The following is a 22,589-nucleotide window of genomic DNA, read 5'->3' as shown; positions in this document are numbered from 1 at the left end:
CCATGTCTCTGAAAAGGAGAGAATTCCTTGGCGGCACCGCTGCCCTGACAACCGCCGCGCTGCTGCCCGGGGCCGCGCTGGCCGCCGACACGATCACGCTCGGCTCGATCCTCGATACCTCGGGCAATTTCGACGCCTACGGCAAGCCGATGGATCAGGCGATGCGGCTCGCGGTGGCCGAGATCAACGCGACCGGGGGGCTGCTGGGCCGCGAGGTCGCGGTGAAGGCCTATGACACGCAGTCGGACATGGCGCTCTATTCGCAATACGCCAACCGGCTGACACGGCAGGACCAGGTCGACGTGGTGCATGGCGGCATCCTCTCGGCCTCGCGCGAGGCGATCCGCCAGACCATGCGCCGGTCCGAGACGCTCTATTTCTACAACGTGCAGTACGAGGGCGGCGTCTGCGACCGCAATATCTTCGTCACCGGCGTGACACCGACCCAGCAGGTCGAGGTGCTGGTGCCCTACGCGATGAAGAAGTCCGGCCCCAAGGTGCATATCCTGGCCGCCGACTACAACTATGGCCAGATCACCGCGCGCTGGATCAAGAAGTTCGTCGAGGACAACGGCGGCGAGGTCGTGGCGACCGATTTCTTCCCGCTGGACGTGTCGGACTTCGGCTCGACCATCACCAAGATCCAGCAGACGGCGCCCGACCTCGTGGTCGCGCCGCTGGTAGGGGGCGCGCATCTGTCGTTCTTCCGCCAATGGGCCGCCGCGGGCATGAAGGACAAGATCGCGCTGGCCTCGACCACCATGGGCGTGGGCAACGAGCACAAGGTGCTGACGGCGGAAGAGGGCAACGGCATCATGGTGGCCTACAACTATTCGCAGGAGCTGGACACGCCGGAGAACAAGGCGTTCAAGGCGAAGTGGGAAGAGGCCTACGGCGACACCTCCGCCATCCACGAACTGGCCGTCTCGACCTACCAGGGCATCCTGCTCTGGGCCGAGGGCGTGAGGACGGCGGGTACGACCGACCGCATGCCGGTGATCGAGGCGCTCGAGACGGGCGTGTCGATCGTGGGGCCGGCGGGGAACATCGCCATCGATCCGCAGACCCACCACGCCACGCTGGACGTCCATATCATGGAGGTTCAGGACCAGGGCATGACGGTCGTCGAGACGCTGAACCAGGTCGAGCCGCTGGATACGCAGGCGGTCTGCAACCTTCAGGAGAACCCGGACGACAACAAGCAGTACGAGATCCAGATCTGATCGCGTCCCCCACGTCCGACAGGCGGGGCGGCCCGGGTCGCCCCGCCGGCAAACCATAGCAGGCCGTCATGGATATCAGTTTCGTCATCCTCGTTGAGATGCTCTATGCCGTCGCGTCGCTCGTGCTGATCTCGGCCGGGTTGGCGGTGGTCTTCGGCATGATGAAGGTCATCAACCTCGCCCACGGGGAATTCATGATGATGGGCGGCTACGCCACGATCACCGCGGTCGGGCTGGGCGTGAATGTCTTCGTCGCCATGCTGGTGATCGCGCCGCTGATCGTCGGGCTGATCGGCCTGGTGGTCGAGAGGCTGGTGATCCGGCACCTCTACGGCCGGCTGGTGGACACGATGCTGGCGACATGGGGGCTGAGCCTGATGTTCATCGGGCTTGCCACGATGATCTTCGGCAACACGACCACGGGCATCTCGACCCCGATCGCGGGCTTCGCCGTCGGCGATTACCAGATCAACGGATACAACTTCTTCATCATCGTGGTCGCGATCCTGCTGGTCATCGCGCTCTACGCGCTCTTCCGGGGCACGCGGGCGGGGCTGATCGCGCGCGGCACGATGCAGCGGTCGGACATGGCGGCGGCCCTGGGCTACAGCCCCGACCGGATCTACATGGCCACCTTCTTCTGCGGCTCGGCCCTCTCGGGGCTGGCGGGGGCGATCCTGGCGCCGCTGGTCGGGCTCGTCCCGACGAGCGGGGGCGCCTATATCGCCAAGGCCTTCATCACGGTGATCGCGGGCGGGCCGTCGCTGATCGCGGGGCTCGTGTCCTCGGCCACGACCTTCGGCTTCGTCAGCCAGGTCTTCACCTTCGCCATATCGCCCGTGATCGGTGAAGTCGCGCTGCTGATCGCCGCGGTGATCCTGCTGCGGGCCATGCCGCAGGGCATCACCAGCCGCTTTTTCAGGGGGAAACTGTGATGGGCGGTTCCGCAACCCGCTCTGCCGCCCGCGAGGTGATCCTGACCCTTGTCGTCGCCGCCATCCTGATCGCGGCGATGCCGCTGCTGATCGGAACCTATACGCTGACCGTGCTGGTCATCTACGGGATGCTGGGACTGAGCCTCGGCCTGATCTGGGGCTTCGGCGGAATCCTGTGCTTCGGGCAGGCCGCCTTCTTCGGCCTCGGGGCCTATATCTATGCGATCTCGGCGGTGAACATCGGGGAAAGCACCCTGCCGATGATCCTGGCGGTGCTGCTGACTGCCGGTTTCGCGCTGCTGCTCGGGGCGATGATGTTCTACGGCCGGCTGACGGACGTCTACCTGGGCGTCATCACGCTGGTTGTGACGCTGATCCTGTTCAAGTTCATCAACTCGACCGCCGGGCCGCAATACGTGATCGGCGAGGCGCGGCTGGGCGGGTTCAACGGCATCCCCGGTTTCCAGACGCTGAACGTGCCGGGCGATCCGGGGGCCTACATCTGGGGCGATGCGCTCTATTACGTCTGCGCCGTGGCGCTGGTGATCGTCTTCCTGCTGGTCACCTGGCTGCTGCGGTCGTCCTTCGGACGGATCGCGGTCGGCATTCGCGAGAACGAGACCCGGATGGCCCTGATGGGTTATGACGTGGCGGCGCGCAAGACGGTGCTCTTTGCCATCGGCGCGGCGATCGCGGGGCTGGCAGGCGCGCTGTTCGCCAGCTGGGCCGAGATCGTGACGCCGACGCTGTTTTCCCTGGGCCAGTCGGCCGAGATCATCATCTGGTGCATTGTCGGCGGGCTCGGCACCCGGCTTGGGCCTGTCGTCGGCGCGGCGGGACTGGCCTACCTGGAATTCGTGCTGGGCCAGCAGAGCATGATCGACAACACGCTGATCATGGGGCTTGTGCTGGTGATCTTCGTTCTGTTCCTGCCGCGCGGTCTGGTGCCGGCCATCGCATCGCTCTGGCAGGGCAGCGTGGGCGCGTTCGGCCGTCGCCGTCCGGTGCGCCGGATGCGGAGGGCACGGCATGGCTGAGACCGTTCTGGAAACCGCCGGCCTGACCATGCGCTTCGGCGGCGTCACCGCCAGCGACAACGTGGACTTCAAACTGAAGGCGCGCGAGCTGCGCTGCCTGATCGGACCGAATGGCGCGGGCAAGTCGACCTTCTTCAAGTGCGTGACCGGGCTGCTGACGCCGACCGAGGGGCATGTCTTCATGCGCGGACAGGACGTTACGGGATGGCTGCCGCATCAGGTTGCCTCGCTCGGCGTGGGGATCAAGACGCAGACGCCCAACGTGATGGATGCGCTGGACGTGCACGAAAACATCTGGCTGGCCGCGCGCCGCTTTTTCGACGTCTCCGAGGCGCGGGCGCGGACGGCGGACATGATCGACCGCCTCGCCCTCGGGCCGATCGCGCGGACCGAGCTGGGCCGGCTGGCGCATGGCGAACGGCAGCGGGTTGAACTGGGCCTGGTGGCGGTGGCCGATCCCTGGCTGGTGCTGCTGGACGAACCGGCGGCGGGGCTGAGCGCGGCGGATGTGGACCGGATGACCGCCATCATCCACGAGATGCGGCGCTCGGCCGCGGTGGTGATCGTCGAGCATGACATGCAGTTCATCCGCTCGATCGCGGAGGTGGTGACGGTGTTCCACCAGGGTGCCGTGCTGATGGAAGACCACGTGGATCGCGTGATGACCGATGAAACGGTGCGCCGCGTCTACCTTGGAAAGAAGGCGTGATGAGCGACGACACGACCACATTGCTGAGCGCCAGGGGCCTGTCGGGCGGCTATGGCCGCGTGCCGATCCTCTACGGCATCGACCTGGAGGTCGCCGAGAACGAGGTGGTCGGCGTGCTGGGCCACAACGGCATGGGCAAGACCACCCTGTTGAAGACGCTGATGGGGTTCCTGCCCGCCACCGCGGGCGAGGTGCGCTTCGACCGGACCGACATCACCCGCGCCGCGCCGAGCGACCGTGGCCGGATGGGGATCGGCTACGTGCCGCAGGGCAGGGGCATCTTTCCGCAGCTGTCGGTGCGCGACAACCTGCGCTTTGCCTGGCACGACACCGGCGCGGGCTCGGAGGCGCAGGTGATGGAGAGCGTCCTGAAGGACTTTCCCCGCCTGACGCGTCTGCTGGATCGTGACGGCGGCGCGCTGTCGGGGGGCGAGCAGCAACTGCTGGCGTTGGCCCGCTGCCTGATGGGCGACCCGGACCTCCTGCTGCTCGACGAGCCGACCGAGGGAATCCAGCCCTCGATCATCGAGGAGATGGCCGAGACGCTGCTGCACCTTCGCGAGACCCGCGGCCTCTCGATCCTGCTGGTGGAACAGAATTTCGACTTCATCGCGGACCTGTCGGACCGGGTGCTGGTGCTGGAACGCGGCCGCGTCACCGGAACGCTGAGCCGCGCGGAACTGAGCGACCGGAGCCGGGTGGATGCCCTGCTGGGCTTCGGCGCGCGCGGCACCCGGCAGGGCGGCCCGGCGCCCGCCGCGGCCCGGGGGCGGCCGTCCGGCCCAACCTCTTCCGATCCGAAGATTTCGCAAAGACCCGGGCCGGAGACGCCTCCGCCCCCGCAACCGCTCAAGGTGACCGCCATGACCATCAAACGCCCGACCCTCTCGCAGATGCGCGCCATGGCAGACCGCTTCGGCATGTCCCTCTCGGACGAGGACCTGCTGGAATACACCGAGATCATCGAACCCTTCATGCAGTCCTATGACCGGCTGGACGCGATGCCGGACTACCTGCCCGAGGTGCGATATCCCCGGTCGCCCGGCTATCACCCGGACCCGACGGAGAACCCGCTCAACGCCTGGTACGTCAAGACCGAGGTGCGCGGCGCCCCCGACGGCAAGCTGCGCGGCAAGCGGATCGCGCTGAAGGACACGATCTGCCTGGCCGGCGTGCCGCTGATGAACGGGTCCTCGATCATGGAGGGCTACACGCCCGAGATCGACGCCACCATCGTCACCCGGATGCTGGACGAGGGCGCGATCATCGCGGGCAAGGCGCATTGCGAGAACTTCTGCCTGTCGGGCGGGTCCCATACGAACGCGAAGGGACCGGTCCACAACCCCTGGAAGCGCGGCTACATGGCGGGGGGCTCGTCCTCGGGCTCGGCGGCGCTGGTGGCGGCGGACGAGGTCGACATGGCCATCGCGGGCGACCAGGGCGGATCGGTGCGGATCCCGGCGTCCAACTGCGGCGTCTACGGGATGAAGCCGACCCATGGCCTCGTTCCCTATACCGGCGCGATGCCGATCGAACAGACCATCGACCACCTCGGCCCGGTGACGAAGACCGTCGCGGACAATGCCCTGCTGCTCGAGGTGCTGGCCGGTCCCGACGGGCTGGACCCCCGGCAGTACAATCCGACGGTCTATTCCTATACCGAGGCGCTCGGACGCGGTGCGCATGGCCTGCGGATCGGCATCCTGAAGGAAGGCTTCGCCCATCCCAATTCCGAACCGGACGTGGACCAGAAGGTCCTGCAGGCGGCCGAGCGGTTCCGCGAACTCGGCGCGCGGGTCGAGGACGTCTCGGTTCCCGAGCATCACACCGCCATGGATGCCTGGACCGCGATCACCCTCGAGGGTCTTCAGGACGGGATGATGTGGGGCAATTCCACCGGGACCAACTACAAGGGGCTGTTCCTGCCGTCGATGACCGACCACATGTCGCAGTGGAAGAACCGCGCGGATGAGCTCAGCCATTCGCTCAAGGCCTGCATGTTCGTGGGCGAACACGCGCAGCGGCAATACCGCGGGCGGTTCTACGGCAAGGCGCAGAACATCATGCGCAAGTGCAACGACCGCTACCTCGCCGCGCTGAAGCAGTACGACCTGCTGCTTCTGCCGACCCTGCCGGTCAAGCCGCAGCCGCATCCCCCCGCCGACTGCTCGCTCAGCCTCTATGTCCAGCGGGCGTTCGAGATGACGGCGAACACCGCGCCCTTCAACGGCGGCCTGCCGGCAATGAGCCTGCCATGCGGCCTGTCCGAAGGGCTTCCCATCGGGCTGATGCTTGTCGGACCGAATTATGGTGAGATGAAGATCTATCAGGCGGCCCACGCCTTCGAGCAATCGGGCGACTGGCGCGACATGTGACGTCATCTGAGGAGGACAAGGGATGACCATCCTGAACGAAAGCATGGCGGGGCGCATCCGGACCTTCGGGACGGAGAGCACGGCATCCGATCCTGCGGATCTCGCCCCGCGCGAGGGGCGGTCCTACGTCCAGGGCCCCTCGGCGCCGCCGCTCGTCTATGCCACGATCCCCCAGATGCTGAGCGACGCGGTCTCGACCTACGGTCCGCGCGACGCGCTGATCTTTCCCGGCAGACGGCTGAGCTATTACGATCTGGACCGCGCGGTGGACGAACTGGCCTCCGGGTTCCTCGCCCTCGGGCTCGAAAAGGGGGACCGGCTGGGGATCTGGTCGCCGAACCGGCTGGAATGGGTGCTGACGCAGTTCGCCACCGCCAGGATCGGGGTCGTGCTGGTCAACATCAACCCCGCCTACCGCCTGGCCGAGCTGGACTATGCGCTGAACAAGGTGGGCTGCAAGGCGCTGGTGCTGGCGCGGTCCTTCAAGTCCTCCGACTACCTCGGAATGGTCCGGTCGCTCGCGCCCGAGATGGAGAAGGCCGAAAAGGGCCGCCTGCACGCGGCGAAGGTGCCCTCGCTCCGGCATGTCATCGTCATGGGCGACGAGGTGCCGGGCGCATGGAGCTTCGACGAGGTGGCGACCCTAGGCGGACCGGCCCAGCAACTGCGCCTGCCGCAGATCGACCGGGGATTGCAGCCCGACGATGCGATCAACATCCAGTTCACCTCGGGCACGACAGGCCATCCCAAGGGCGCGACGCTGTCGCACTACAACGTGCTGAACAACGCCCGCTTCGTCACCGACCGGATCCGGCTGACCGAAAACGACCGGCTGGCGATCCCCGTGCCGCTCTATCACTGCTTCGGCATGGTGATGGGAGTGCTGGGCGCGGTCAGCAAGGGGGCAGCGATGGTCTTTCCGGGCGAGGCGTTCGATCCGGTCGCCACGCTCGACGCGGTGAGCGCGGAACGGTGCACGGCGCTATACGGCGTGCCCACGATGTTCGTCGCGATGCTGGCGGAACTCGACCGGCAGCCGCGCGACCTGCTGTCGCTGAGAACCGGGGTCATGGCCGGTGCGCTCTGCCCGGTCGAGGTCATGCGCCAGGTCAACGACCGCATGAACATGTCCGAGGTTACGATCTGCTACGGCATGACCGAAACTTCGCCCGTCTCGTTTCAGAGCTTTGTCGACGACCCGCTGATGCGCCGCTGCGAAACCGTCGGCCGCGTGCATCCGCATCTGGAGGTCAAGATCGTGGACGAGGTCGGGGCGATCGTGCCCCCCGGCACGCAGGGCGAACTCTGCACGCGGGGCTATTCGGTGATGAAGGGTTACTGGGAGGAGCCGGAGAAGACAGCCGAAGCCATCCGGGACGGCTGGATGCACACCGGAGACCTCGCCGTGATCGACGAAGAGGGGTTCTGCACCATCACCGGCCGGGTCAAGGACATGATCATCCGCGGGGGCGAGAACATCTATCCGCGCGAGATCGAGGAATTCCTGATGTCGCATCCGCAGGTCAGCGATGTCCAGGTCTTCGGTATCCCCGACAAGAGGCTGGGCGAGGAAGTCTGCGCCTGGGTCGTGGCGACAGAGGGATCGACGCTCGAAGCCGAGGCGTTGCGCGCGTATTGCACGGGCCAGATCGCGCATTTCAAGATTCCCCGTCACATCCGGCTGGTGCCGGAGTTCCCGATGACCATCACCGGCAAGCCGCAGAAATTCGTCATGCGGGATCGCATGGTCGAGGCAATAAAGGAGGAGGGCCGGCCCTGAGCAAAGCCGGGCTCTCCGTCGCGTGGCCCGGGGATCAGGGGCCTCGCAAAACCGGGATATATCGTGGGAGCATGCCGAAAGCGGTCGTCGCCGCGGCGGCGTCTCACGGCATGTATCCACCGCCGTTCACCCAAAGCACCTGGCCCGTCATGTATCCGCTGTCCGGTCCCAGCAGGAACCGGATCGGACCGGTCACGTCGGCGGGGGTGGCCACGCGGGCAAGGGGAATCATCGCCTTATAGGCCTCGAGGTCGACGATGCTTTCGCCGTCTTCCTCGGATCGGCCCGTACCACCGCGGAGAAAGGCGGTGTCGACCAGCCCGGGCGCGACCGCGTTGACGCGGACCTTCGGTGCCAGTTCGAGCGCCATGGTCTTGGTCATCGCGATCACCGCTGCCTTGGACGCCGAGTACGCGCCATAGCCCGGGCGGACATGGGACGCCAGGCCGGAGGCGATGTTCACCATGCTGCCGTTTTCGGCCAGCCGGGAAATGGCCGTGCGCGCCACCAGAAAGGCGCCGCGCAGGTTGGCGTTCAGGATATCGTCGAAATAATCCGTGCCCATTTCGGCCATCGCCGTCAGATCGGAGTTGTATCCCGCGAGGTTCACGACGCCGTCGACAGGCCCGTCGAGCGAGGCGAACGCGCGCGATACGCTGTCTTCGTCCGTGACGTCGATGGCGACGCCCCCTGCGACCCCGTGCCGATCCAGGGAGCCGGCGAGATCGAGGGTGATGATCTCGTCCCCGAGGTCCGTGAGGTCCGCGGCAAGGGCCCGGCCGATGCCGCCGGCGCCCCCGACCAGCGCGATACGGCGACCGGTCATTCCGCGGCTGCCGATCCGGAGAGCGAGCCGAGGTAGTCGATGATGTCCTTCTCGGAGACCACGTCGGCGTACTTGGCGTTCATGTCGAAGAGGTTGGCGTCGTGCGGATCCTTGTGCCGGTCCCCGCAGGCATCGGCCACCACGATCGTCTTGAAGCCGTGCGACATCGAATCCACACAGCTCGCGCGGACGCAGCCCGAAGTGGTCAGGCCCGTGAGGATCACGCTGTCATGCCCCGCCGCCGTGAGGGTGGAGGCAAGGGAAGTCCCGAAAAACGCCGATGGATACTGCTTCGAGACCACCAGCTCGTCCGGGCGCGGCGTGAGGCCGTCGGCAAAGCGGGCGGTGCTTTCGCCTTCCATGAAGGATTGCAGCGGCAGGGCCTTTTCGAAGAACCGTCCGCCGTCGCGCCCGCCGAGACCCTTCTGATAGGTCACCTCGGTCAGGATTACGGGCACTCCGGCAGCGTGGGCCGCCTCGCGTACCCGAAGCGCTGAAACGAGGGCCGCCTTGCAGCCCTCGTCTCCGTAGAGGACGCAGTCGGGATCGAAATAGGCATGCGCGAAGTCGATCAGCACCAGCGCGGGGCGCCGGCCATAGCCCGACTTGTTGGAATAGGCCTTGGCGTAGTTTTCCTGGAGATTGCTCATCGCTGGTGGCTCCCTGATCAGACCTGCGCGTACTTCTTCTCGAATTCCCAGACCGCCGGGAAGCCCATGACCTCGTTCATCCTGGCGAAATCGTAAAGTTCGACGGCATCCGTCGTCTCGCCGTTCTGCTTGAGATCGGCATAGGCCTTTTCGAGGGCGGCTCCCATGGAAAGGAAACCGACGGCGGGGTGGATCGCGATGGAGAAGCCCAGCTCTTTCAGCCGATCGGCCGAGAGGAGGGGCGTCCGCCCGCCGTTGACCATGTTGGCAAAGAGGGGCGCATCGATCTCGTCCGCGATACGCTTCATCTCGTCCTCGCTCTCGGGGCTTTCGACAAAGACCACGTCGGCGCCGGCCTCGGCAAAGGCCTTGCCGCGCCGGATCGCCTCGTCGATGCCCAGCCCGGTGCGGCTGTCGGTGCGGGCGATGATGAGGAAATCGTCGGACCGGCGGTTGTCGACCGCGACCTCGATCTTCTTGACCATGTCTTCAAGCGGTACGACGCGCCGGTTCGGCGTATGGCCGCACTTCTTGGGAAATTCCTGATCTTCCAGCTGGATCGCCGTGACGCCGGCCTGTTCGTAGCCGCGCACCGTGTGCGCGACGTTCAGCAGCCCGCCGTAGCCGGTGTCGGCATCCGCGATTACCGGCGTGTTGGTGCGTTCGCAGATCAGGGAGATCCGGTCGAGCATGTCGGAATAGGTCGCAAGGCCGGCATCGGGCAGACCGAGGGCCGAGGCGACGGTTCCGTAGCCGGTCACGTAGAGCGCGGGAAAGCCCGCCCGGTCGGCGATCAGCGCCGAGATCAGTTCGAAAACGCCGGGGGCGAGAACGAAATCGCCGTTCTTGAGGGCTTTGCGGATGGATGCGTCAGGCATGGGATGTCCTTTCTTTCTGTATCAGTGTTCGGCGAAAAGCCGTCCGGCCCCGGGCAGGTGATCCCCGATCCCGACGGCGCGGAGCATGGCCCAGAGTGTCGCCTGGTTCGAGGTGACGACAGGGACGCCAAGCGTGGCTTCGAGATCGGGAATGAGGGGCAGGGTGGGGAAATCGGTGCAGGCGATCAGCAGCGCGTCACTTGCAGGATCGAAGATCTCGACGGCATGTTTCCGGACCTCCTCCAGAGGCGTCCGGGCGATCTGCACGAACTCGTGCGGGCCGCCCGAGCCGATGCCCAGCCCGGCAATCGCGAGGGTTTCGATCCCGTGGGCCGACAGGAATTCCACCTCGTGGTCGTTCACGGCCTGCGCATAGGGCGTCGCGATGGAGATCCGCTCCGCCCCGAGCGCCCGGAGCGCTTCGATCAGCGCGGCCGAGGTGGTCAGGACGCGATGTCCCGTGGTACCGGTTGCCGCCTCGGGCAGACGGGAGGCGGGCACGGTCATGCTTCCGGCCGTGCAGGCATAGGCGACGGCATCCGCGCCGGACTGGGCCAGCAGCGCGACGGAGGCGGAAAGATCCGCCATCAACGCCTCGTCCTGCCCGGCACCGTGCAGCGGCATCCGGTGCGTGTGAAATGTCACGCCCGCGGGCATCAGCTGCGCCCATTCCGCTTCGTTCACCGTATTCGTCGGCGGTACGATCAGGCCCAGCTTGGCGCGGTAGGAATAGGCAGAGACGTGGCGGGTCGGCATGGTCGATCATCCGGGAGGGGTTCGAGCGAAGACTTGGCAGTCGCGGAGATATTTGTCCACACCAATTCGCCTCGGAGTCCCTAAAAAGGTCGTAAAACGCCACGACATTTTCGAACCGTCTGGACATGATCCATATTCGGCGACTATGGCGACACGGTTTCGGTTCATAGGGAGAATGGTAGTGAGCAGCGAAAATTCCGGTATGCAGGTATCCGGGGGCGATGTGCCCAGATATGTCCGTATCCAGCGCGCGCTCCAGGATCGCATCGCACACGGACAATACGCCGTCGGGTCGCTCATGCCGACGGAGATCGAGCTGGCCGCCGAATTCGATACCAGCAGGTTCACCATTCGCTCGGCCCTTCGCAATCTGACGCAGGAAGGGTACGTCGAACGGCGGCAGGGCATGGGCACCCGTGTCCTGACCGCCAAGCCGACCAGCGGGTACTATCAGTCATTCGAGACGCTTCAGGAGCTTTTCCAGATCGCCGTCGATACCTACATGGTCGTGCTGGGCAGCGAGGAGGTCCAGCTGGACGCCGATCTCGCGCAGCGCATCGGCGGCGAGGGTGGTCCCGTCGTCGAGGGCGAGCGCTGGATCCGGGTCGAGGGCGTCCGCTGGACCGCTCCGGGCGGCCGGCCGCTGTGCTTCATCCAAAGCTACGTCCCGGAACGGTTCCGCGATCATGTGCCGGCCTTCGCGGATTACAACGGCCCGTTCTTCGACCTGCTGGAGACCCGCTCGCAGGAGCCGATAATCGAAGCCGAGCAGGAGATCCGCGCCCTGCCCATGCCGCCGCAGGTATCGCGCGCGATCGGTCTGGCAGAAGGCGCGCTGTCGCTCCAACTGCTGCGGCGCTACATCACGGCGCGCGGCGTCCTGATCGCTTCGGTCAACTGGCACCCCTCGGACCGGATGACCTATCGCACCCGCGTGCGGCGCAGACACATGCGCGATTGACGGCCCCACGTCAGACCATCACCGGGCGATGGCCGTTTCCATCTCTGCGGATGCGAAAGCCATAGGCGCTGCGGGTATGAGCCGGGAGCAGGAGCAGGTCTTCCTCGGCCGCACGCTCCAGGAGGTCTTTCCGTGTCTTGGCCGCCTGGGCGGGGTCATGGCAGAAGCCGCTGCTCCAGTCCGGGCGGAACACCTGGACGGGGCTGTGGATCGCGTCGCCGCAGAAGACCGCCCGGCCGTTGCCACCCCCCTCGAGCACGAGCCCGATCTGTCCTGGGGAATGGCCATGCAGGGGAATGATGTCCATGCCTTGTGACAGGCTGAAACCATCGGTGACCGTTTCGGCAAGACCCGCCTCGACGATCGGCAGCACGCTGTCGGCAAAGGCGGCATGGTTGTGGGCGCCGGGCGCCGCGGCTTCTTCCGCCTGCCAGTGCTCCAGTTCGTGCAGCCCCATCACGTATCGCGCGTTCGGGAAGGTGGGTCTCCAGCGCCCGTCCTCCAGCCGTGTGTTCCAGCCGACATGATCGGCATGCAGATGCGTGCACATGACGATGTCGACGTCTTCGGGTCGGACACCGGCCTTCGCGAGGCGCTCGAGGTATCCGGTGGCCCGGCGGTTGTCCCAGTCGGCGCGTCGGGGGCGGGGTTTGCATTCGCCGACGCAGGTGTCGATCAGCACGTTCAGCCCGTTGACCCGCAGCAGGAACGAGTGGACGCTGATCAGCAGTGTCCCGGCATCGAAGTCCACATGATGCGGGCACAGCAGCGCGGCTTCCCCCTGCAGTTCGGACAGGTCGCGGCCCGGCAGCAACAGCGTGGCGGGCAGAACGAAGGGGTCGAGGTCCGTGATCTTGTCGATGCGGGCGGCGCCGAAGGTCAGCATGTTGGCCCTCATACCGGCCAGAGCACGCCATCATCGCGCGCCGCCAGAGAGTTTTCCGTCTCGTCGGCCGTATCGCCCCAGTAACGGGCGATGAAGCGGCCCCCCGTGGTTCCGTTCGACAGGTCCGAACACAGCCACAGGACGCCCCGCCGCATGATATCGGCAGACAGGAGGTTGCCGTCCGCCCCCTTCTTCTCCGGGCCGGGCGGCAGCAGATCCGTGTCGGCGGCGCCGCCCGGCAGATAGATGTTCACGTCCACGCCGGTCCCGGCGAGATCCTGCGCCCAGATTCGCGAGGCCGCCTCGAGCCCTGCCTTCGAGGGGCCATAGGGCGCGTAGCCGCGACGGATCATCGTCTGGGCGGAGGTCGAGATGTTCAGGATCTTGCCGAACCCGCGGTCGATCATGCCGGGGGTGACCGCCCGGGCCATGTGGAACGCCCCGTTCAGGTTCGCCGAGACGATGTCCGCCCATGCTTGCGGATCCGTTTCCCAGAAACGGGTCGGCCGGGTGTTGAAGGTCTCGCTTACCAGCCGCATGCCGCGCCCGGCGTTGTTGATCAGCACGTCGACCCGGCCGAACCGGGCCTCTGCCTCGGCCACGGCCCGGCGAGCGGCCGCGGGGTCCGCCACATCGGCGGCCATCGCAAGCACGCGGTCCGGGGCGATCTGGGCTTCGACATCGCGAAGCGCGTCCGACATGGCGCTGCCGGTGACGACGAGTCGCGCGCCCGCCGCGGCCAGCTCCAGCGCCATTTCCCGCCCGAGCCCCCGAGAGGCGCCGGTGACGAGCACGACGCGATCTTCAAGCGATGGATGGCTCATGCTCCGCCCCCCAAACCGATGCGCGGCAGGTTGGGTTTCTCCAGTGCGACGATCGTCGACTTCATCTCGGTGAACATGGCGCGCGACCCCTTGGCACCTTCGCGCCCTATGCCGGATTGCCGGATACCGCCGAAACCGGTGCGCAGGTCCCGCATGATCGGCGTGTTGACCAGAACCGTGCCGGTCTGCAGCCCGCGCGACAGGCGGAACGCCCGTTCGAGGTCGCGGGTCCAGACGTAGCCGACCAGTCCGAAGATGCTGTCGTTCGCACGGCCGACCACCTCTTCCTCGTCGTCGAAGATCTGGATGGTCGCAAAGGGGGCGAAAATCTCTTCCTGGCAGATCGCCAGCGCGTTGGACTGTGCGATCATCGCGGTCGGCTGAATGTAGAACCCATCGGGCAGGGCCTCATGGCGCGCGCCTCCGGCAATCAGCTCCGCCCCGTCTTCCAGTCCCGAGGCCACGAACCGCTCGACCCGCTTCAGCTGGGCCTCGTTGATCATGGGTCCGACTTCCGTGGCGGGGTCGAACGGGTCGCCGATGCGCAGCGCGCGCGTGCGGTCGGTGAACGCCTCGATGAAGCGGTCCGCGACACCGCGCTGCACGAAGAGACGGCTGCCGGCCAGGCACATCTGGCCGTTGTTCATGAAGCTGCCGAGCATCGCCCCGTCGATCGCCCGATCGAGGTCGGCGTCGTCGAAGACGATCGAAGGCGACTTGCCGCCCAGTTCCATCGCCCCGCCCTTGATGCCGCGGGCCAGCGCGGTCAGGATCCGGGCGCCGGTTTCGGTGCCGCCGGTGAAAGAGACCATGTCGATGTCCGGATGCCCCGACAGGGCCGTGCCCGTCACATGGCCGCGCCCGTTGACCAGGTTGATCACGCCCTCGGGCAGGGCGCCCGACGCCGCGAGGATTTCGAACAGGCGGGCCAGCGTGAGCGGGGTGATCTCGGAAGGCTTGACCACGCAGGTGTTCCCGAAGGCCAGCGCCCCCGCCATCTTCATTGCGGTCAGACCGAGCGGCATGTTCCAGGGACCGATCAGCGCGCAGACGCCCATCGGCTCGTGGGTCACGAGGCTCATGTAGCCCGGTTCCTGGGTAAAGACTTCGCCGTTGTCCTGATTGATGAATTCGGCGAAGAACCGGAAGTTCTGCGCCGCCCGGGGGATGTGCATGGTCCGCGTCTGGCCGAGAGGGATGCCGGTGTTGAGCGTTTCCAGGCGCGCCAGCTCATCCGCGTTCGCGAGGATGGCGTCGTGGATCGCCATCAATGCGCGCTGCCGGTCGGCCACCGTCGTGCGCGACCAGGCCGGAAAGGCGGCACGGGCGGCGGCGACGGCGCGGTCGACCTGATCGGCATCGCTTTCGCGCAGAATCGCGACTTCCCGCCCCGTTGCCGGGTCGGTCACGGGTATGGCGTCTCCGGTCTCCGGAACGAACGCGCCGGCGACGAAGCCGGTGATTGTCTTCGGTGCGGCGTCAAGCCCGGTTCGGGTGTCTTTCACGGGATCATCCTTGTTTGTCGTCTGTCCAGGTCCCGTCGGTCCGTGTCGGCTTGGTCGACAGGATGTGCGCGGACATGATGTTTTCGGCCCAGTTCGCGTTGCGCGCGGTCAGGGCATCGAGAATGTCGCGGTGCTGGCGGTTCGAGCGTTCGATATTGACGGCCTGGGACCAGACGAACTGCTTGATCAGTTCCAGCGGGATCGCGGTGGCCTGAGCCGACAGGTTCTGCATCTGAGGCGACCGCGTCGCGGTCAGGATCTGCGCGTGGAAGGCGTTGTTGAGCCGCGCGAATTCCTGGATCCGGGTCGAGGTGCCGTCGGGTCCCGCCAAATTGTCGATCTCGTGCACGAGTCGCGCCAGTTCGTCGAGTTCGGCCTGGGTGACCGACGCGGCCGCCAGCCGCGCCGCATAGCCTTCGAGCCGGGCGCGGATGTCGAAGATGACCGCGACCTCCTCGTAGGGAAACTCGGCCACGAAGCGCGACCGCCCCTCGTCGCGGGCCAGTCCTTCGCCGACGAGACGGCGCAGCGCGTCGCGCACCGGGGTACGGCTGGTGCCGGTCATCCTGGCCAGCGCCTCTTCACCCAGGTGTGCCCCGCCTTTCAGAACACCGGACAGGATGGCCCGCCGAATGCCCACGTAGGCCCGGTCCGCCGGACGGTCGATCCCGTCCAGCGACAGGGTTTCGCTCAGCCCTTCGGCCGGAGTGGAGAGGTCGTCCAGCATCACGCCTTCGGAGTTATGTGGCTTTCGTGCGTCTTCAGGTACCAATCTGCAATCTCCTCCCGATTGGCGAACCATACCCCCTCGAAACCCTTCGCGTACCGGATAAAGTCGCGCAGCGCCCGGATCCGGAACGGCTGGCCGATCACGTGGGGGTGCAGGCCGATGTTCATGAACCGCCCGCTTGTCGCACTCTCTTCGTAGAGCCAGTCGAACTGTTCCTTGAACATCGCGAAACCGGTTTCGACGGTCAGTCCCTGCCGCAGGAAGCTGAAGTCATTGACCTCGGAGGTATAGGACACCGAGACCATCGGATTGCCGGAGCGGGTCCGGACCATGTAGGGCTGATCGTCGTTCAGAAGGTCGGTGATGAAATAGAGCCCTTCCTCGGCGAGGATGTCGATCGTGTTCAGCGTCGAGCGCAGAGAAGAGGACAGCCAACCCTTGGCGGGTTTGCCCACGGTCTGTTCGTAGATGTCCAGGGTGCGACGGATCACGTCGCGTTCTTTCGTCTCGTCGAACATGTAGTCGGTCAGCAATTCGTCCTGCACGTAGTTGTGCGGCACGATTTCCCACCCGCGTTCCTTTGCGGCATCGACGACGGCGCGGCGTTCGACTGCCATCTTGGCGTTCATCGTACACGACGCCTGCACACCTTCCGCGTCGAACAGGTCGAGCATCCGCCAGACCCCGACCCGTTGTCCGTATTCGCGCCAGGTGAAGTTGGGGTTGTCGTAGACGTTCCCCGGCAGGTTGCCGCCCACGATCCCGGGGCCGCCGGGATAATAAGGCTTGTCGCTGGCCTGGACCGGATCCCAGTATTCCATGTTGATGGTCAGGATGATCGCCAGGCGCTTGTTGTCCGGCCAGATCAGCGGCTGGCGGTCGGGCATGGGGACGAAGTCGTATTCCATTGTCCGGTCCTCAGTGATGCGACAGAAGCGTGCCGAATCCCTGCACCTTGTCTTCGATATTGTTCATCCGCAGGGCGTGCCAGTAGGTCGCCGTGTTGATCGCGAGCACCGGCTTGTCGAGCCAGAATTCCGCCTTTTCGGCGACGCGGGCGCAGGCCAGGTTGGTGCCCGCCTGGATGATCGCCTCGACCGACGGATCGTTGACCTCGATGATGGCGTCGCGCAGGGTCTTTTCCGTTTCGTGCGCGATCAGCATGGGGCTTGGGCTCTTCAGGCCCTTCACCTGCACCACCTCGTAGCCGCAGTCGGTGAAATAGCGTTCCACCTGCCGGTCACCGACCGGCATGTAGGGGGTGATGACGGCGATCTTCTTGATGTCACCGAAGCATTTGAGCGCGTTCATGCAGGCATCCGACCCCATGGCCACGGGCATTCCGGCGCGTTCGATGATCTCGGCCTGCAACTTGTCAGCGCGTTCCTTGCCGTCCCAGAAGGTTTCGGCAGACATCCCCATGACCAGCGCGCCGGGCGAGCAGGTCTTGACGGCATCGATCGCGTCCATGGTGGCGGCGCGGATCCCCATGACGAGGTTGTTGAAGTCCTCGTCGTTCTGCACCGGCATGTCGGGGATCAGGATGCGCGAGAAATGGTTGGTGACGCCGACGGGCCGCATGTCGTCGAATTCCGGCTGCACCGACGTGTTGGTAGAGGGCGCGATGACCCCGAATTTCATGCGGTAGCCAAGTGTATCTGTCATGTCAGTATCCTCTCTTGTCGGGGGGGCTCAGGCGACGTTTTCCAGGTCCTTGAGGGACTGGAGCATCGACGACCGCATGAGATAATCCTTGTGGCGCACCGGATCCGCCGCGATGGCGCGCAACTCGTCGTGATAGGCTTGGCGGGCCGCCGGATCGTTCTCGGCCATCATCTTGCGGTTGCGCATCGACTGTTCCTGAACGGTGTCGATGCAGACCTGGCGGCGTTGGCGTTCATACCGACCGAGCGTGTCGGCCGAGGCCTCGCCGCGCCAGACCGGTACCAGCTTGTCTATGAGATTGATCGCATCGTGGATGCCGCCGTTCATGCCCATGCCGCCAAGCGGGTTGTTCAGATGCGCGCTGTCGCCGGCCAGGAAGACCCGGCCCTTCACATATTCCTTGGCCACGCGTTGGTGCACGCGATAGGCCGTGGCATGGGCAACGTCGTAGGCGCCGTCCTTCGCACAAAGTTTCTGCAGCCGCTTTTCCATGAGAGCGGGCGATTTTATCTCTTCCTCGGACATCGACGGGTCCGTCGGCAGCAGAACGCGCCACAGCGACGGCGTCCGTAGCAGCACCGCCCACTCCTCGGGATCGGTCAGATAAGCGATCGGGGCCAGATCGGGAATGGCCTCGGCAAAGTCGAAATGGGTCGACATCGAGAGGAAGATTTCGGGGATCGTCAGGCCCTCGAACTCGATATCCAGGGACTTCCTCATGTTGGAATGCGCGCCGTCGCACGCGATGAGGTAGCGACCCGCGATGTCGTGTTCCGCACCATCGGCGTCGGTGTAGACGAGGGTCACGCCCTCGTCATCCTGCGTCACGCTCTGTCCGGTCACGCCGTAGATCATCTCGACCCCGCCGCTTTCTTCGAGCCGTGCGCGCATCGCCTCGGTCAGCTTCCACTGTTCGCACTGCAGGCGGTATGGATGATTCGTCTCGCCCTTCAGCAAGGACAGGTCGAAATGGGCGACGATTCCCTCGTTCCGGTCGCGGAACTGCCAGTTCGGACAGACGAGCCCGCGCGCCACGAGCGTCTCCGAGACGCCGAACCGATCCAGCATGTCGAGCGTCGGCGGATGGAAGGTAGAGGCGCGCAAGTCCTGCGGAAGTGCGTCGCTGCGTTCCAGGATGGTCACGGCGATTCCGGCGTCTGCCAGGCTCGCGGCAGCGACCAGTCCGACAGGCCCCGCCCCAACGATGAGCACTTGCTCGGTTTTCGTGTTCATTCCTGGCCTTGCCTCCTTATCCGCGCTTGACAGGTCGATTGGACCTTCGCAGTGTGTACAAAAGATTTGGACAAATCGGCAAGTTGTTTTTCCAAACAGCATGTCAAAAACCGGGGGATAGGCCGAAAGTATGCAAACAAAAACAGCAACATGTACGCCAGTACTGGCGGGCGCCTCCGGGCCGGACCCGAGAATCCCGGAGCAGAAAAGATGAGTCACGTTAGCTCCGTCGATCATAGATCTGCCGAATTTGTACACAAGAAGCGGGGGCGTGGCTGATGCTATTCCTGCAGCAACTCGTCAATTCCCTGATGCTCGGCAGCGTCTATGTGACGGTCGCCGTCGCGTTCACCCTGACAATCGGGATCCTGAACTTCCTCAACTTCACCATTCCGACGCTGTTCATGCTGGCCGGAATGGTCGGCTGGGCGCTGAGCTACTGGGGCATTCCGTTCGGCCTTTCCGGGCCGCTGCCCTGGCCGCTGGCCCTTGCCATGGGAATCGTGGCCGCGATCGTCGTGTCGCTGATCGTCGAGCGGTTCACTTTCCGCTATCTCAAGACGAAATACGGCGACAGTACCGAACATGCGATCCCGTTGGTGAGCTCGCTCGGCTTCCTGCTCATTGTCGAGAACCTCGTCCGGATCGGCTACGGCACCGAGGCGCGCCGCTTCGAAGGGCCCGACGCGAACATGACGATGGACGTGGGCGGAATCCTGATCCGCATCCCGCAGCTTGTCAGCCTGATCATCACGATCCTGATCGTGATCGGGCTTGTGCAGATGATGAAGCGCTCGCGTATCGGTCGCGGCCTGCGCGCAATCGCGGAGAATCCCGACGCCGCCAACATCCTGGGCATCGACACCAAGCGGATCGTGCCGGTCGTCTTCATGCTGACGGGGATGCTCTGCGGACTCGCCGGCGCTCTCTTTGCTGTGAATTACGGCGAGGTCGCTCCGATGATGGGCGAAGACATCGGCGCCAAGGCCATCGCCGGCATGGTCATCGGCGGTCTCGGCTCGATCTGGGGTGCCGTCCTCGGGGGGCTCTGCGTCGGACTGCTCGAACTCATGACAGTCCACTTCTTCGGGGCCGACACCGTTCAGATCGTCGTTTGGGGGGCGCTGCTGATCGTGCTCATCGCCTATCCCAAGGGGCTCCTCGGCCACCATTCCATCGGCAAAGGGAAACTGTGACATGAGTGGCTACCTTGCCGGGATCATCGCGATCCTCTCGATCAACATCATCTTCGCCTACGGCATCTTCCTTGCCGTGGCCTCGGGCCAGCTGAACCTTGGCGGGGTAGGGTTCCAGGCCGTCGGCGCCTATGCGGCCGGCTTGCTGTCGGCCTCGCTCGGGCTGCCCGTGGCGCTGACGCTTCTTGCCGGGGCGGTCGTCGCCGGACTGGTCGGCGTGGCGCTGGCCTTTCCCATCCTCAGGACGCGCGGCGTCTACCTGGTTCTTGCCACTTTCGCCTTCGCCGAGGTCGTCGCCGGCATCATCCTGAACACCGATGCTCTCGGCGGTGCCATGGGCATGTCGGTGCCGGGCTATGTCGAGTGGCAGATCCCGATGATCGGGGCCATCCTCGTGGCGCTGCTGGTCTTCTACCTCATGGCCACCCGCTTCGGTCTGACCCTGCGCGCCATTCACGACGACGAGGACGTGTCGGAACTGATGGGCGTATCGATCCGCAACGTGAAGGTCGCGGCGTTCGGCCTGGGGGCCGCTCTGGCCGGATTGTCGGGCGCCTTCTACGCACACAACTTCGGCTATATCGAAGCGCAGAGCTTCAACGCCCTGGTATCGATCTACGTGCTGCTCTACGTGCTGCTCGGCGGCACGCAGACGGCCTGGGGTCCGCTGGTCGGCGCGGCCTTCTTCACGCTGTTGCCCGAGGTCCTGCGCGAGGTCCTGCCGGCGCTGAAGGACTTCTTCATCACCCTCTTCGGCGGCGTGCCCGACGGCTCGCGCCCGGATGAAAGCTGGCGGTTCGTCATCCTCGGCGTTCTGGCGGTCGGCTTCATGGCCATCCGACCCGAAGGACTCGTCACCCGCACGATGGTCGAACGGCTCACGTTCCGACGCCCCTCCTCGCGCTTCAAGGAGGTCACGGAATGAGCCGCCCGATCCTGAAACTCGAAGGACTGTCCAAGGCGTTCGGCGCGGTCCAGGTGATCGACGATGTCAGCTTTGACGTTCCGCAGGGCACCCGCATGGCCCTGATCGGACCGAACGGCGCCGGCAAGACCACGATCTTCAACCTGATGTCCGGGGTCTACACGCCGGACGAGGGCCGTGTGATCTTCGACGGCGAGGACATCACGGGCCTGCCGTCGCGCAAGCGGATCGGCCGAGGCCTGGCGCGCAGTTTCCAGAACATCCGCCTGATGCCGCACCTGTCGGTGGTGGAGAACATCATGCTCGGCCAGCAAAGCCGGGTGAGCGGGCCGGGCGCGATGATAGCTCCGCTCGGGCGTCGGTCGCGCTGGCGGCAGGAGGCCGAGGCACTGCTGTCGGAGATGAACATCGACACCTATACCGGCGAGGTCGTGGCCACGCTGCCCTACGGCATCCGCAAGAAGATCGAGGTGGTGCGCGCGCTTGCCGCCAAGCCGAAGATGCTGATGCTGGACGAACCGGCCGCCGGCCTGAACCCCTCCGAGACGGCGGCGTTGCGAGACTTCCTCATCCAGATCTCCGAGACCGGCACGACCATCCTGATCGTGGAGCATGACATGAGCCTGGTGCGGAGCCTCTGCGACCGTGCCGTCGTGCTCAACTTCGGGCGCCTGATCTATGACGGCTCCACCCGTGACGTGCAGAACGATCCGCAGGTTCTCGAAGCCTATCTCGGGAGCCGCCATGCAGAGGAGGCCGTACATGCTTGAGGTCAGCAATCTCGATGTGGTCTACGGCCGCACCCATGCGGTCAAGAGCGTGGACCTGCGGGTCGAGTCCGGAGAAATCGTCACCGTGCTGGGGGCCAACGGCGCGGGCAAGACCTCGCTGCTGCGCGCGCTGCATGGTGCGGTGAAGCCGACGGGCGGCAAGGTGGTCTTCGAAGGCCGCAACCTCACATCCCAGAGCCCTGCCGCGCGGGTCGCCTCGGGCATGGTCCTGGTCCCCGAGGGGCGGCAGATCTTCGTCTCCATGACGGTGCACGAGAACCTGCTCATGGGGGCCTACCTGCGGCGCGACGGCAAGGAGGCGCGCGATCTCGGAGCGATCTACGACCGGTTCCCCAATCTCGCGGAACGGAAATACGCCAGCGCCAGTTCGCTGTCGGGCGGAGAGCAGCAGATGCTAGCCATCGGTCGCGCCCTGGTGGCCCGACCCCGGCTGGTGATGCTGGACGAGCCCTCGCTCGGCCTCTCGCCGTTGTTCGTCGAGCGGCTCTTCGGGCTTCTGGGAGAGCTCAATCGCGACGGCATCAGCATCCTGCTGGTCGAACAGAATACCACCATGGCGTTGGAAGTCGCGTCGCGTGGCTACGTGCTGGAACTGGGCAAGGTGGTTCTCGAGGACACCGCCGCCGCCCTGGCGAGAAACACCGCGCTGACCGAGGCATACCTCGGCGGCGGCCACATGCCCGAAACTGCGGGCGCATGAACCA

The 22,589-nt window shown here is 65.5% G+C and carries 22 protein-coding genes; 11 read left to right on the top strand and 11 right to left on the bottom strand.

Annotated features, from left to right (window positions below; translation table 11 throughout):
* The first annotated feature begins 2 nt into the window (after nucleotides 1–2).
* The 6 genes from OB2597_RS01730 to OB2597_RS01705 all read left to right on the top strand — a co-directional run bounded on the left by OB2597_RS01730 (nucleotide 3) and on the right by OB2597_RS01705 (nucleotide 8,059).
* Nucleotides 3–1,223: an urea ABC transporter substrate-binding protein gene (locus tag OB2597_RS01730; protein WP_009803780.1), complete on the top strand. Its 1,221-nt coding sequence runs from the start codon at nucleotides 3–5 to the stop codon at nucleotides 1,221–1,223.
* 68 nt (nucleotides 1,224–1,291) lie between these two features.
* Nucleotides 1,292–2,158 carry an ABC transporter permease subunit gene (locus OB2597_RS01725; protein WP_009803779.1) on the top strand — a complete coding sequence of 289 codons (867 nt, stop codon included), beginning with the start codon at nucleotides 1,292–1,294 and terminating at the stop codon, nucleotides 2,156–2,158.
* Nucleotides 2,158–3,195, top strand: coding sequence for a branched-chain amino acid ABC transporter permease (locus OB2597_RS01720; RefSeq protein WP_009803778.1), 1,038 nt, complete (start codon nucleotides 2,158–2,160; stop codon nucleotides 3,193–3,195). The genes OB2597_RS01725 and OB2597_RS01720 overlap by 1 nt, the downstream gene beginning before the upstream one ends.
* Nucleotides 3,188–3,904: an ABC transporter ATP-binding protein gene (locus tag OB2597_RS01715; RefSeq protein WP_009803777.1), complete on the top strand. Its 717-nt coding sequence runs from the start codon at nucleotides 3,188–3,190 to the stop codon at nucleotides 3,902–3,904. Before OB2597_RS01720 ends, OB2597_RS01715 begins: the two co-directional genes overlap by 8 nt.
* Nucleotides 3,904–6,279: an amidase gene (locus OB2597_RS01710; protein ID WP_009803776.1), complete on the top strand. Its 2,376-nt coding sequence runs from the start codon at nucleotides 3,904–3,906 to the stop codon at nucleotides 6,277–6,279. Before OB2597_RS01715 ends, OB2597_RS01710 begins: the two co-directional genes overlap by 1 nt.
* Nucleotides 6,280–6,301: 22 nt before the next feature.
* On the top strand, nucleotides 6,302–8,059 hold the full coding sequence (locus OB2597_RS01705) for an AMP-binding protein (RefSeq protein WP_009803775.1): 1,758 nt from the start codon (nucleotides 6,302–6,304) through the stop codon (nucleotides 8,057–8,059).
* 103 nt (nucleotides 8,060–8,162) lie between these two features.
* On the opposite strand, the gene OB2597_RS01700 is transcribed toward OB2597_RS01705, so the two are convergent.
* From OB2597_RS01700 to OB2597_RS01685, 4 genes are read right to left on the bottom strand one after another with little or no spacing between them, the layout of a single operon-like run.
* Nucleotides 8,163–8,885, bottom strand: a complete 723-nt coding sequence (locus tag OB2597_RS01700; RefSeq protein WP_009803774.1) for an SDR family NAD(P)-dependent oxidoreductase — start codon at nucleotides 8,883–8,885, stop codon at nucleotides 8,163–8,165.
* The gene (locus OB2597_RS01695; RefSeq protein ID WP_009803773.1) at nucleotides 8,882–9,535 is read right to left on the bottom strand and encodes an isochorismatase family protein; all 654 of its coding nucleotides are present in this window, start codon (nucleotides 9,533–9,535) and stop codon (nucleotides 8,882–8,884) included. Before OB2597_RS01695 ends, OB2597_RS01700 begins: the two co-directional genes overlap by 4 nt.
* A gap of 17 nt (nucleotides 9,536–9,552) precedes the next feature.
* Nucleotides 9,553–10,413 carry an isocitrate lyase/PEP mutase family protein gene (locus OB2597_RS01690; protein WP_009803772.1) on the bottom strand — a complete coding sequence of 287 codons (861 nt, stop codon included), beginning with the start codon at nucleotides 10,411–10,413 and terminating at the stop codon, nucleotides 9,553–9,555.
* A gap of 21 nt (nucleotides 10,414–10,434) precedes the next feature.
* A complete protein-coding gene (locus tag OB2597_RS01685) occupies nucleotides 10,435–11,169 on the bottom strand; it encodes a maleate cis-trans isomerase family protein (protein ID WP_009803771.1) in 735 nt (244 codons plus the stop codon).
* A gap of 181 nt (nucleotides 11,170–11,350) precedes the next feature.
* Here OB2597_RS01685 and OB2597_RS01680 point away from each other — a divergent pair, with 181 nt between their 5' ends.
* Nucleotides 11,351–12,130 (top strand): GntR family transcriptional regulator, encoded by a 780-nt coding sequence (locus OB2597_RS01680; protein WP_202944564.1) that lies wholly within the window; start codon nucleotides 11,351–11,353, stop codon nucleotides 12,128–12,130.
* Between the two features lie 10 nt (nucleotides 12,131–12,140).
* On the opposite strand, the gene OB2597_RS01675 is transcribed toward OB2597_RS01680, so the two are convergent.
* Genes OB2597_RS01675 through OB2597_RS01645 form a run of 7 tightly spaced genes read right to left on the bottom strand, consistent with a single transcriptional unit; the run spans nucleotide 12,141 to nucleotide 18,973 of the window.
* Nucleotides 12,141–13,016: an MBL fold metallo-hydrolase gene (locus OB2597_RS01675; RefSeq protein ID WP_040608915.1), complete on the bottom strand. Its 876-nt coding sequence runs from the start codon at nucleotides 13,014–13,016 to the stop codon at nucleotides 12,141–12,143.
* 8 nt (nucleotides 13,017–13,024) lie between these two features.
* Entirely contained in the window at nucleotides 13,025–13,840 is an 816-nt protein-coding gene (locus tag OB2597_RS01670) for an SDR family NAD(P)-dependent oxidoreductase (protein ID WP_009803768.1), read from the bottom strand.
* Nucleotides 13,837–15,345, bottom strand: a complete 1,509-nt coding sequence (locus tag OB2597_RS01665; protein WP_009803767.1) for an aldehyde dehydrogenase — start codon at nucleotides 15,343–15,345, stop codon at nucleotides 13,837–13,839. Before OB2597_RS01665 ends, OB2597_RS01670 begins: the two co-directional genes overlap by 4 nt.
* A 4-nt stretch (nucleotides 15,346–15,349) precedes the next feature.
* On the bottom strand, nucleotides 15,350–16,072 hold the full coding sequence (locus tag OB2597_RS01660) for a GntR family transcriptional regulator (protein WP_009803766.1): 723 nt from the start codon (nucleotides 16,070–16,072) through the stop codon (nucleotides 15,350–15,352).
* Nucleotides 16,072–16,983 carry a polysaccharide deacetylase family protein gene (locus OB2597_RS01655; protein ID WP_009803765.1) on the bottom strand — a complete coding sequence of 304 codons (912 nt, stop codon included), beginning with the start codon at nucleotides 16,981–16,983 and terminating at the stop codon, nucleotides 16,072–16,074. Before OB2597_RS01655 ends, OB2597_RS01660 begins: the two co-directional genes overlap by 1 nt.
* A 10-nt stretch (nucleotides 16,984–16,993) precedes the next feature.
* Complete coding sequence (locus OB2597_RS01650) at nucleotides 16,994–17,740, bottom strand: maleate cis-trans isomerase family protein (RefSeq protein ID WP_009803764.1); 747 nt, start codon at nucleotides 17,738–17,740, stop codon at nucleotides 16,994–16,996.
* Between the two features lie 27 nt (nucleotides 17,741–17,767).
* Nucleotides 17,768–18,973 (bottom strand): FAD-dependent oxidoreductase, encoded by a 1,206-nt coding sequence (locus tag OB2597_RS01645; RefSeq protein ID WP_009803763.1) that lies wholly within the window; start codon nucleotides 18,971–18,973, stop codon nucleotides 17,768–17,770.
* A 278-nt stretch (nucleotides 18,974–19,251) separates the two neighbouring features.
* On the opposite strand from OB2597_RS01645, the gene OB2597_RS01640 reads away from it, so the two are divergent.
* Genes OB2597_RS01640 through OB2597_RS01625 form a run of 4 tightly spaced genes read left to right on the top strand, consistent with a single transcriptional unit; the run spans nucleotide 19,252 to nucleotide 22,585 of the window.
* The gene (locus OB2597_RS01640) at nucleotides 19,252–20,169 is read left to right on the top strand and encodes a branched-chain amino acid ABC transporter permease (protein ID WP_009803762.1); all 918 of its coding nucleotides are present in this window, start codon (nucleotides 19,252–19,254) and stop codon (nucleotides 20,167–20,169) included.
* A 1-nt stretch (nucleotide 20,170) separates the two neighbouring features.
* A complete protein-coding gene (locus OB2597_RS01635) occupies nucleotides 20,171–21,094 on the top strand; it encodes a branched-chain amino acid ABC transporter permease (protein ID WP_009803761.1) in 924 nt (307 codons plus the stop codon).
* The gene (locus OB2597_RS01630; RefSeq protein ID WP_009803760.1) at nucleotides 21,091–21,864 is read left to right on the top strand and encodes an ABC transporter ATP-binding protein; all 774 of its coding nucleotides are present in this window, start codon (nucleotides 21,091–21,093) and stop codon (nucleotides 21,862–21,864) included. The genes OB2597_RS01635 and OB2597_RS01630 overlap by 4 nt, the downstream gene beginning before the upstream one ends.
* Nucleotides 21,857–22,585 carry an ABC transporter ATP-binding protein gene (locus tag OB2597_RS01625; RefSeq protein ID WP_009803759.1) on the top strand — a complete coding sequence of 243 codons (729 nt, stop codon included), beginning with the start codon at nucleotides 21,857–21,859 and terminating at the stop codon, nucleotides 22,583–22,585. The genes OB2597_RS01630 and OB2597_RS01625 overlap by 8 nt, the downstream gene beginning before the upstream one ends.
* Nucleotides 22,586–22,589: the final 4 nt, after the last annotated feature.

It is taken from the genome of Pseudooceanicola batsensis HTCC2597 (assembly GCF_000152725.1).
In the GTDB taxonomy this organism is placed as follows: Bacteria; Pseudomonadota; Alphaproteobacteria; order Rhodobacterales; family Rhodobacteraceae; genus Pseudooceanicola; species Pseudooceanicola batsensis.
Note: the sequence above shows the minus strand (reverse complement) of the source record. Positions and strands in the feature narration are given on the sequence as shown.

Excerpts from the sequence above, each read along its gene's own strand:
- OB2597_RS01655 (WP_009803765.1), bottom strand. The coding sequence starts at position 16,983 with ATGGAATACGACTTCGTCCCCATGCCCGACCGCCAGCCGCTGATCTGG.
- OB2597_RS01670 (WP_009803768.1), bottom strand. The coding sequence starts at position 13,840 with ATGAGCCATCCATCGCTTGAAGATCGCGTCGTGCTCGTCACCGGCGCC.
- OB2597_RS01645 (WP_009803763.1), bottom strand. The coding sequence starts at position 18,973 with ATGAACACGAAAACCGAGCAAGTGCTCATCGTTGGGGCGGGGCCTGTC.
- OB2597_RS01700 (WP_009803774.1), bottom strand. The coding sequence starts at position 8,885 with ATGACCGGTCGCCGTATCGCGCTGGTCGGGGGCGCCGGCGGCATCGGC.
- OB2597_RS01710 (WP_009803776.1), top strand. The coding sequence starts at position 3,904 with ATGAGCGACGACACGACCACATTGCTGAGCGCCAGGGGCCTGTCGGGC.
- OB2597_RS01705 (WP_009803775.1), top strand. The coding sequence starts at position 6,302 with ATGACCATCCTGAACGAAAGCATGGCGGGGCGCATCCGGACCTTCGGG.
- OB2597_RS01690 (WP_009803772.1), bottom strand. The coding sequence starts at position 10,413 with ATGCCTGACGCATCCATCCGCAAAGCCCTCAAGAACGGCGATTTCGTT.
- OB2597_RS01630 (WP_009803760.1), top strand. The coding sequence starts at position 21,091 with ATGAGCCGCCCGATCCTGAAACTCGAAGGACTGTCCAAGGCGTTCGGC.
- OB2597_RS01685 (WP_009803771.1), bottom strand. The coding sequence starts at position 11,169 with ATGCCGACCCGCCACGTCTCTGCCTATTCCTACCGCGCCAAGCTGGGC.
- OB2597_RS01675 (WP_040608915.1), bottom strand. The coding sequence starts at position 13,016 with ATGCTGACCTTCGGCGCCGCCCGCATCGACAAGATCACGGACCTCGAC.
- OB2597_RS01730 (WP_009803780.1), top strand. The coding sequence starts at position 3 with ATGTCTCTGAAAAGGAGAGAATTCCTTGGCGGCACCGCTGCCCTGACA.
- OB2597_RS01720 (WP_009803778.1), top strand. The coding sequence starts at position 2,158 with ATGGGCGGTTCCGCAACCCGCTCTGCCGCCCGCGAGGTGATCCTGACC.
- OB2597_RS01650 (WP_009803764.1), bottom strand. The coding sequence starts at position 17,740 with ATGACAGATACACTTGGCTACCGCATGAAATTCGGGGTCATCGCGCCC.
- OB2597_RS01635 (WP_009803761.1), top strand. The coding sequence starts at position 20,171 with ATGAGTGGCTACCTTGCCGGGATCATCGCGATCCTCTCGATCAACATC.
- OB2597_RS01660 (WP_009803766.1), bottom strand. The coding sequence starts at position 16,072 with ATGCTGGACGACCTCTCCACTCCGGCCGAAGGGCTGAGCGAAACCCTG.
- OB2597_RS01695 (WP_009803773.1), bottom strand. The coding sequence starts at position 9,535 with ATGAGCAATCTCCAGGAAAACTACGCCAAGGCCTATTCCAACAAGTCG.
- OB2597_RS01625 (WP_009803759.1), top strand. The coding sequence starts at position 21,857 with ATGCTTGAGGTCAGCAATCTCGATGTGGTCTACGGCCGCACCCATGCG.
- OB2597_RS01640 (WP_009803762.1), top strand. The coding sequence starts at position 19,252 with ATGCTATTCCTGCAGCAACTCGTCAATTCCCTGATGCTCGGCAGCGTC.
- OB2597_RS01715 (WP_009803777.1), top strand. The coding sequence starts at position 3,188 with ATGGCTGAGACCGTTCTGGAAACCGCCGGCCTGACCATGCGCTTCGGC.
- OB2597_RS01725 (WP_009803779.1), top strand. The coding sequence starts at position 1,292 with ATGGATATCAGTTTCGTCATCCTCGTTGAGATGCTCTATGCCGTCGCG.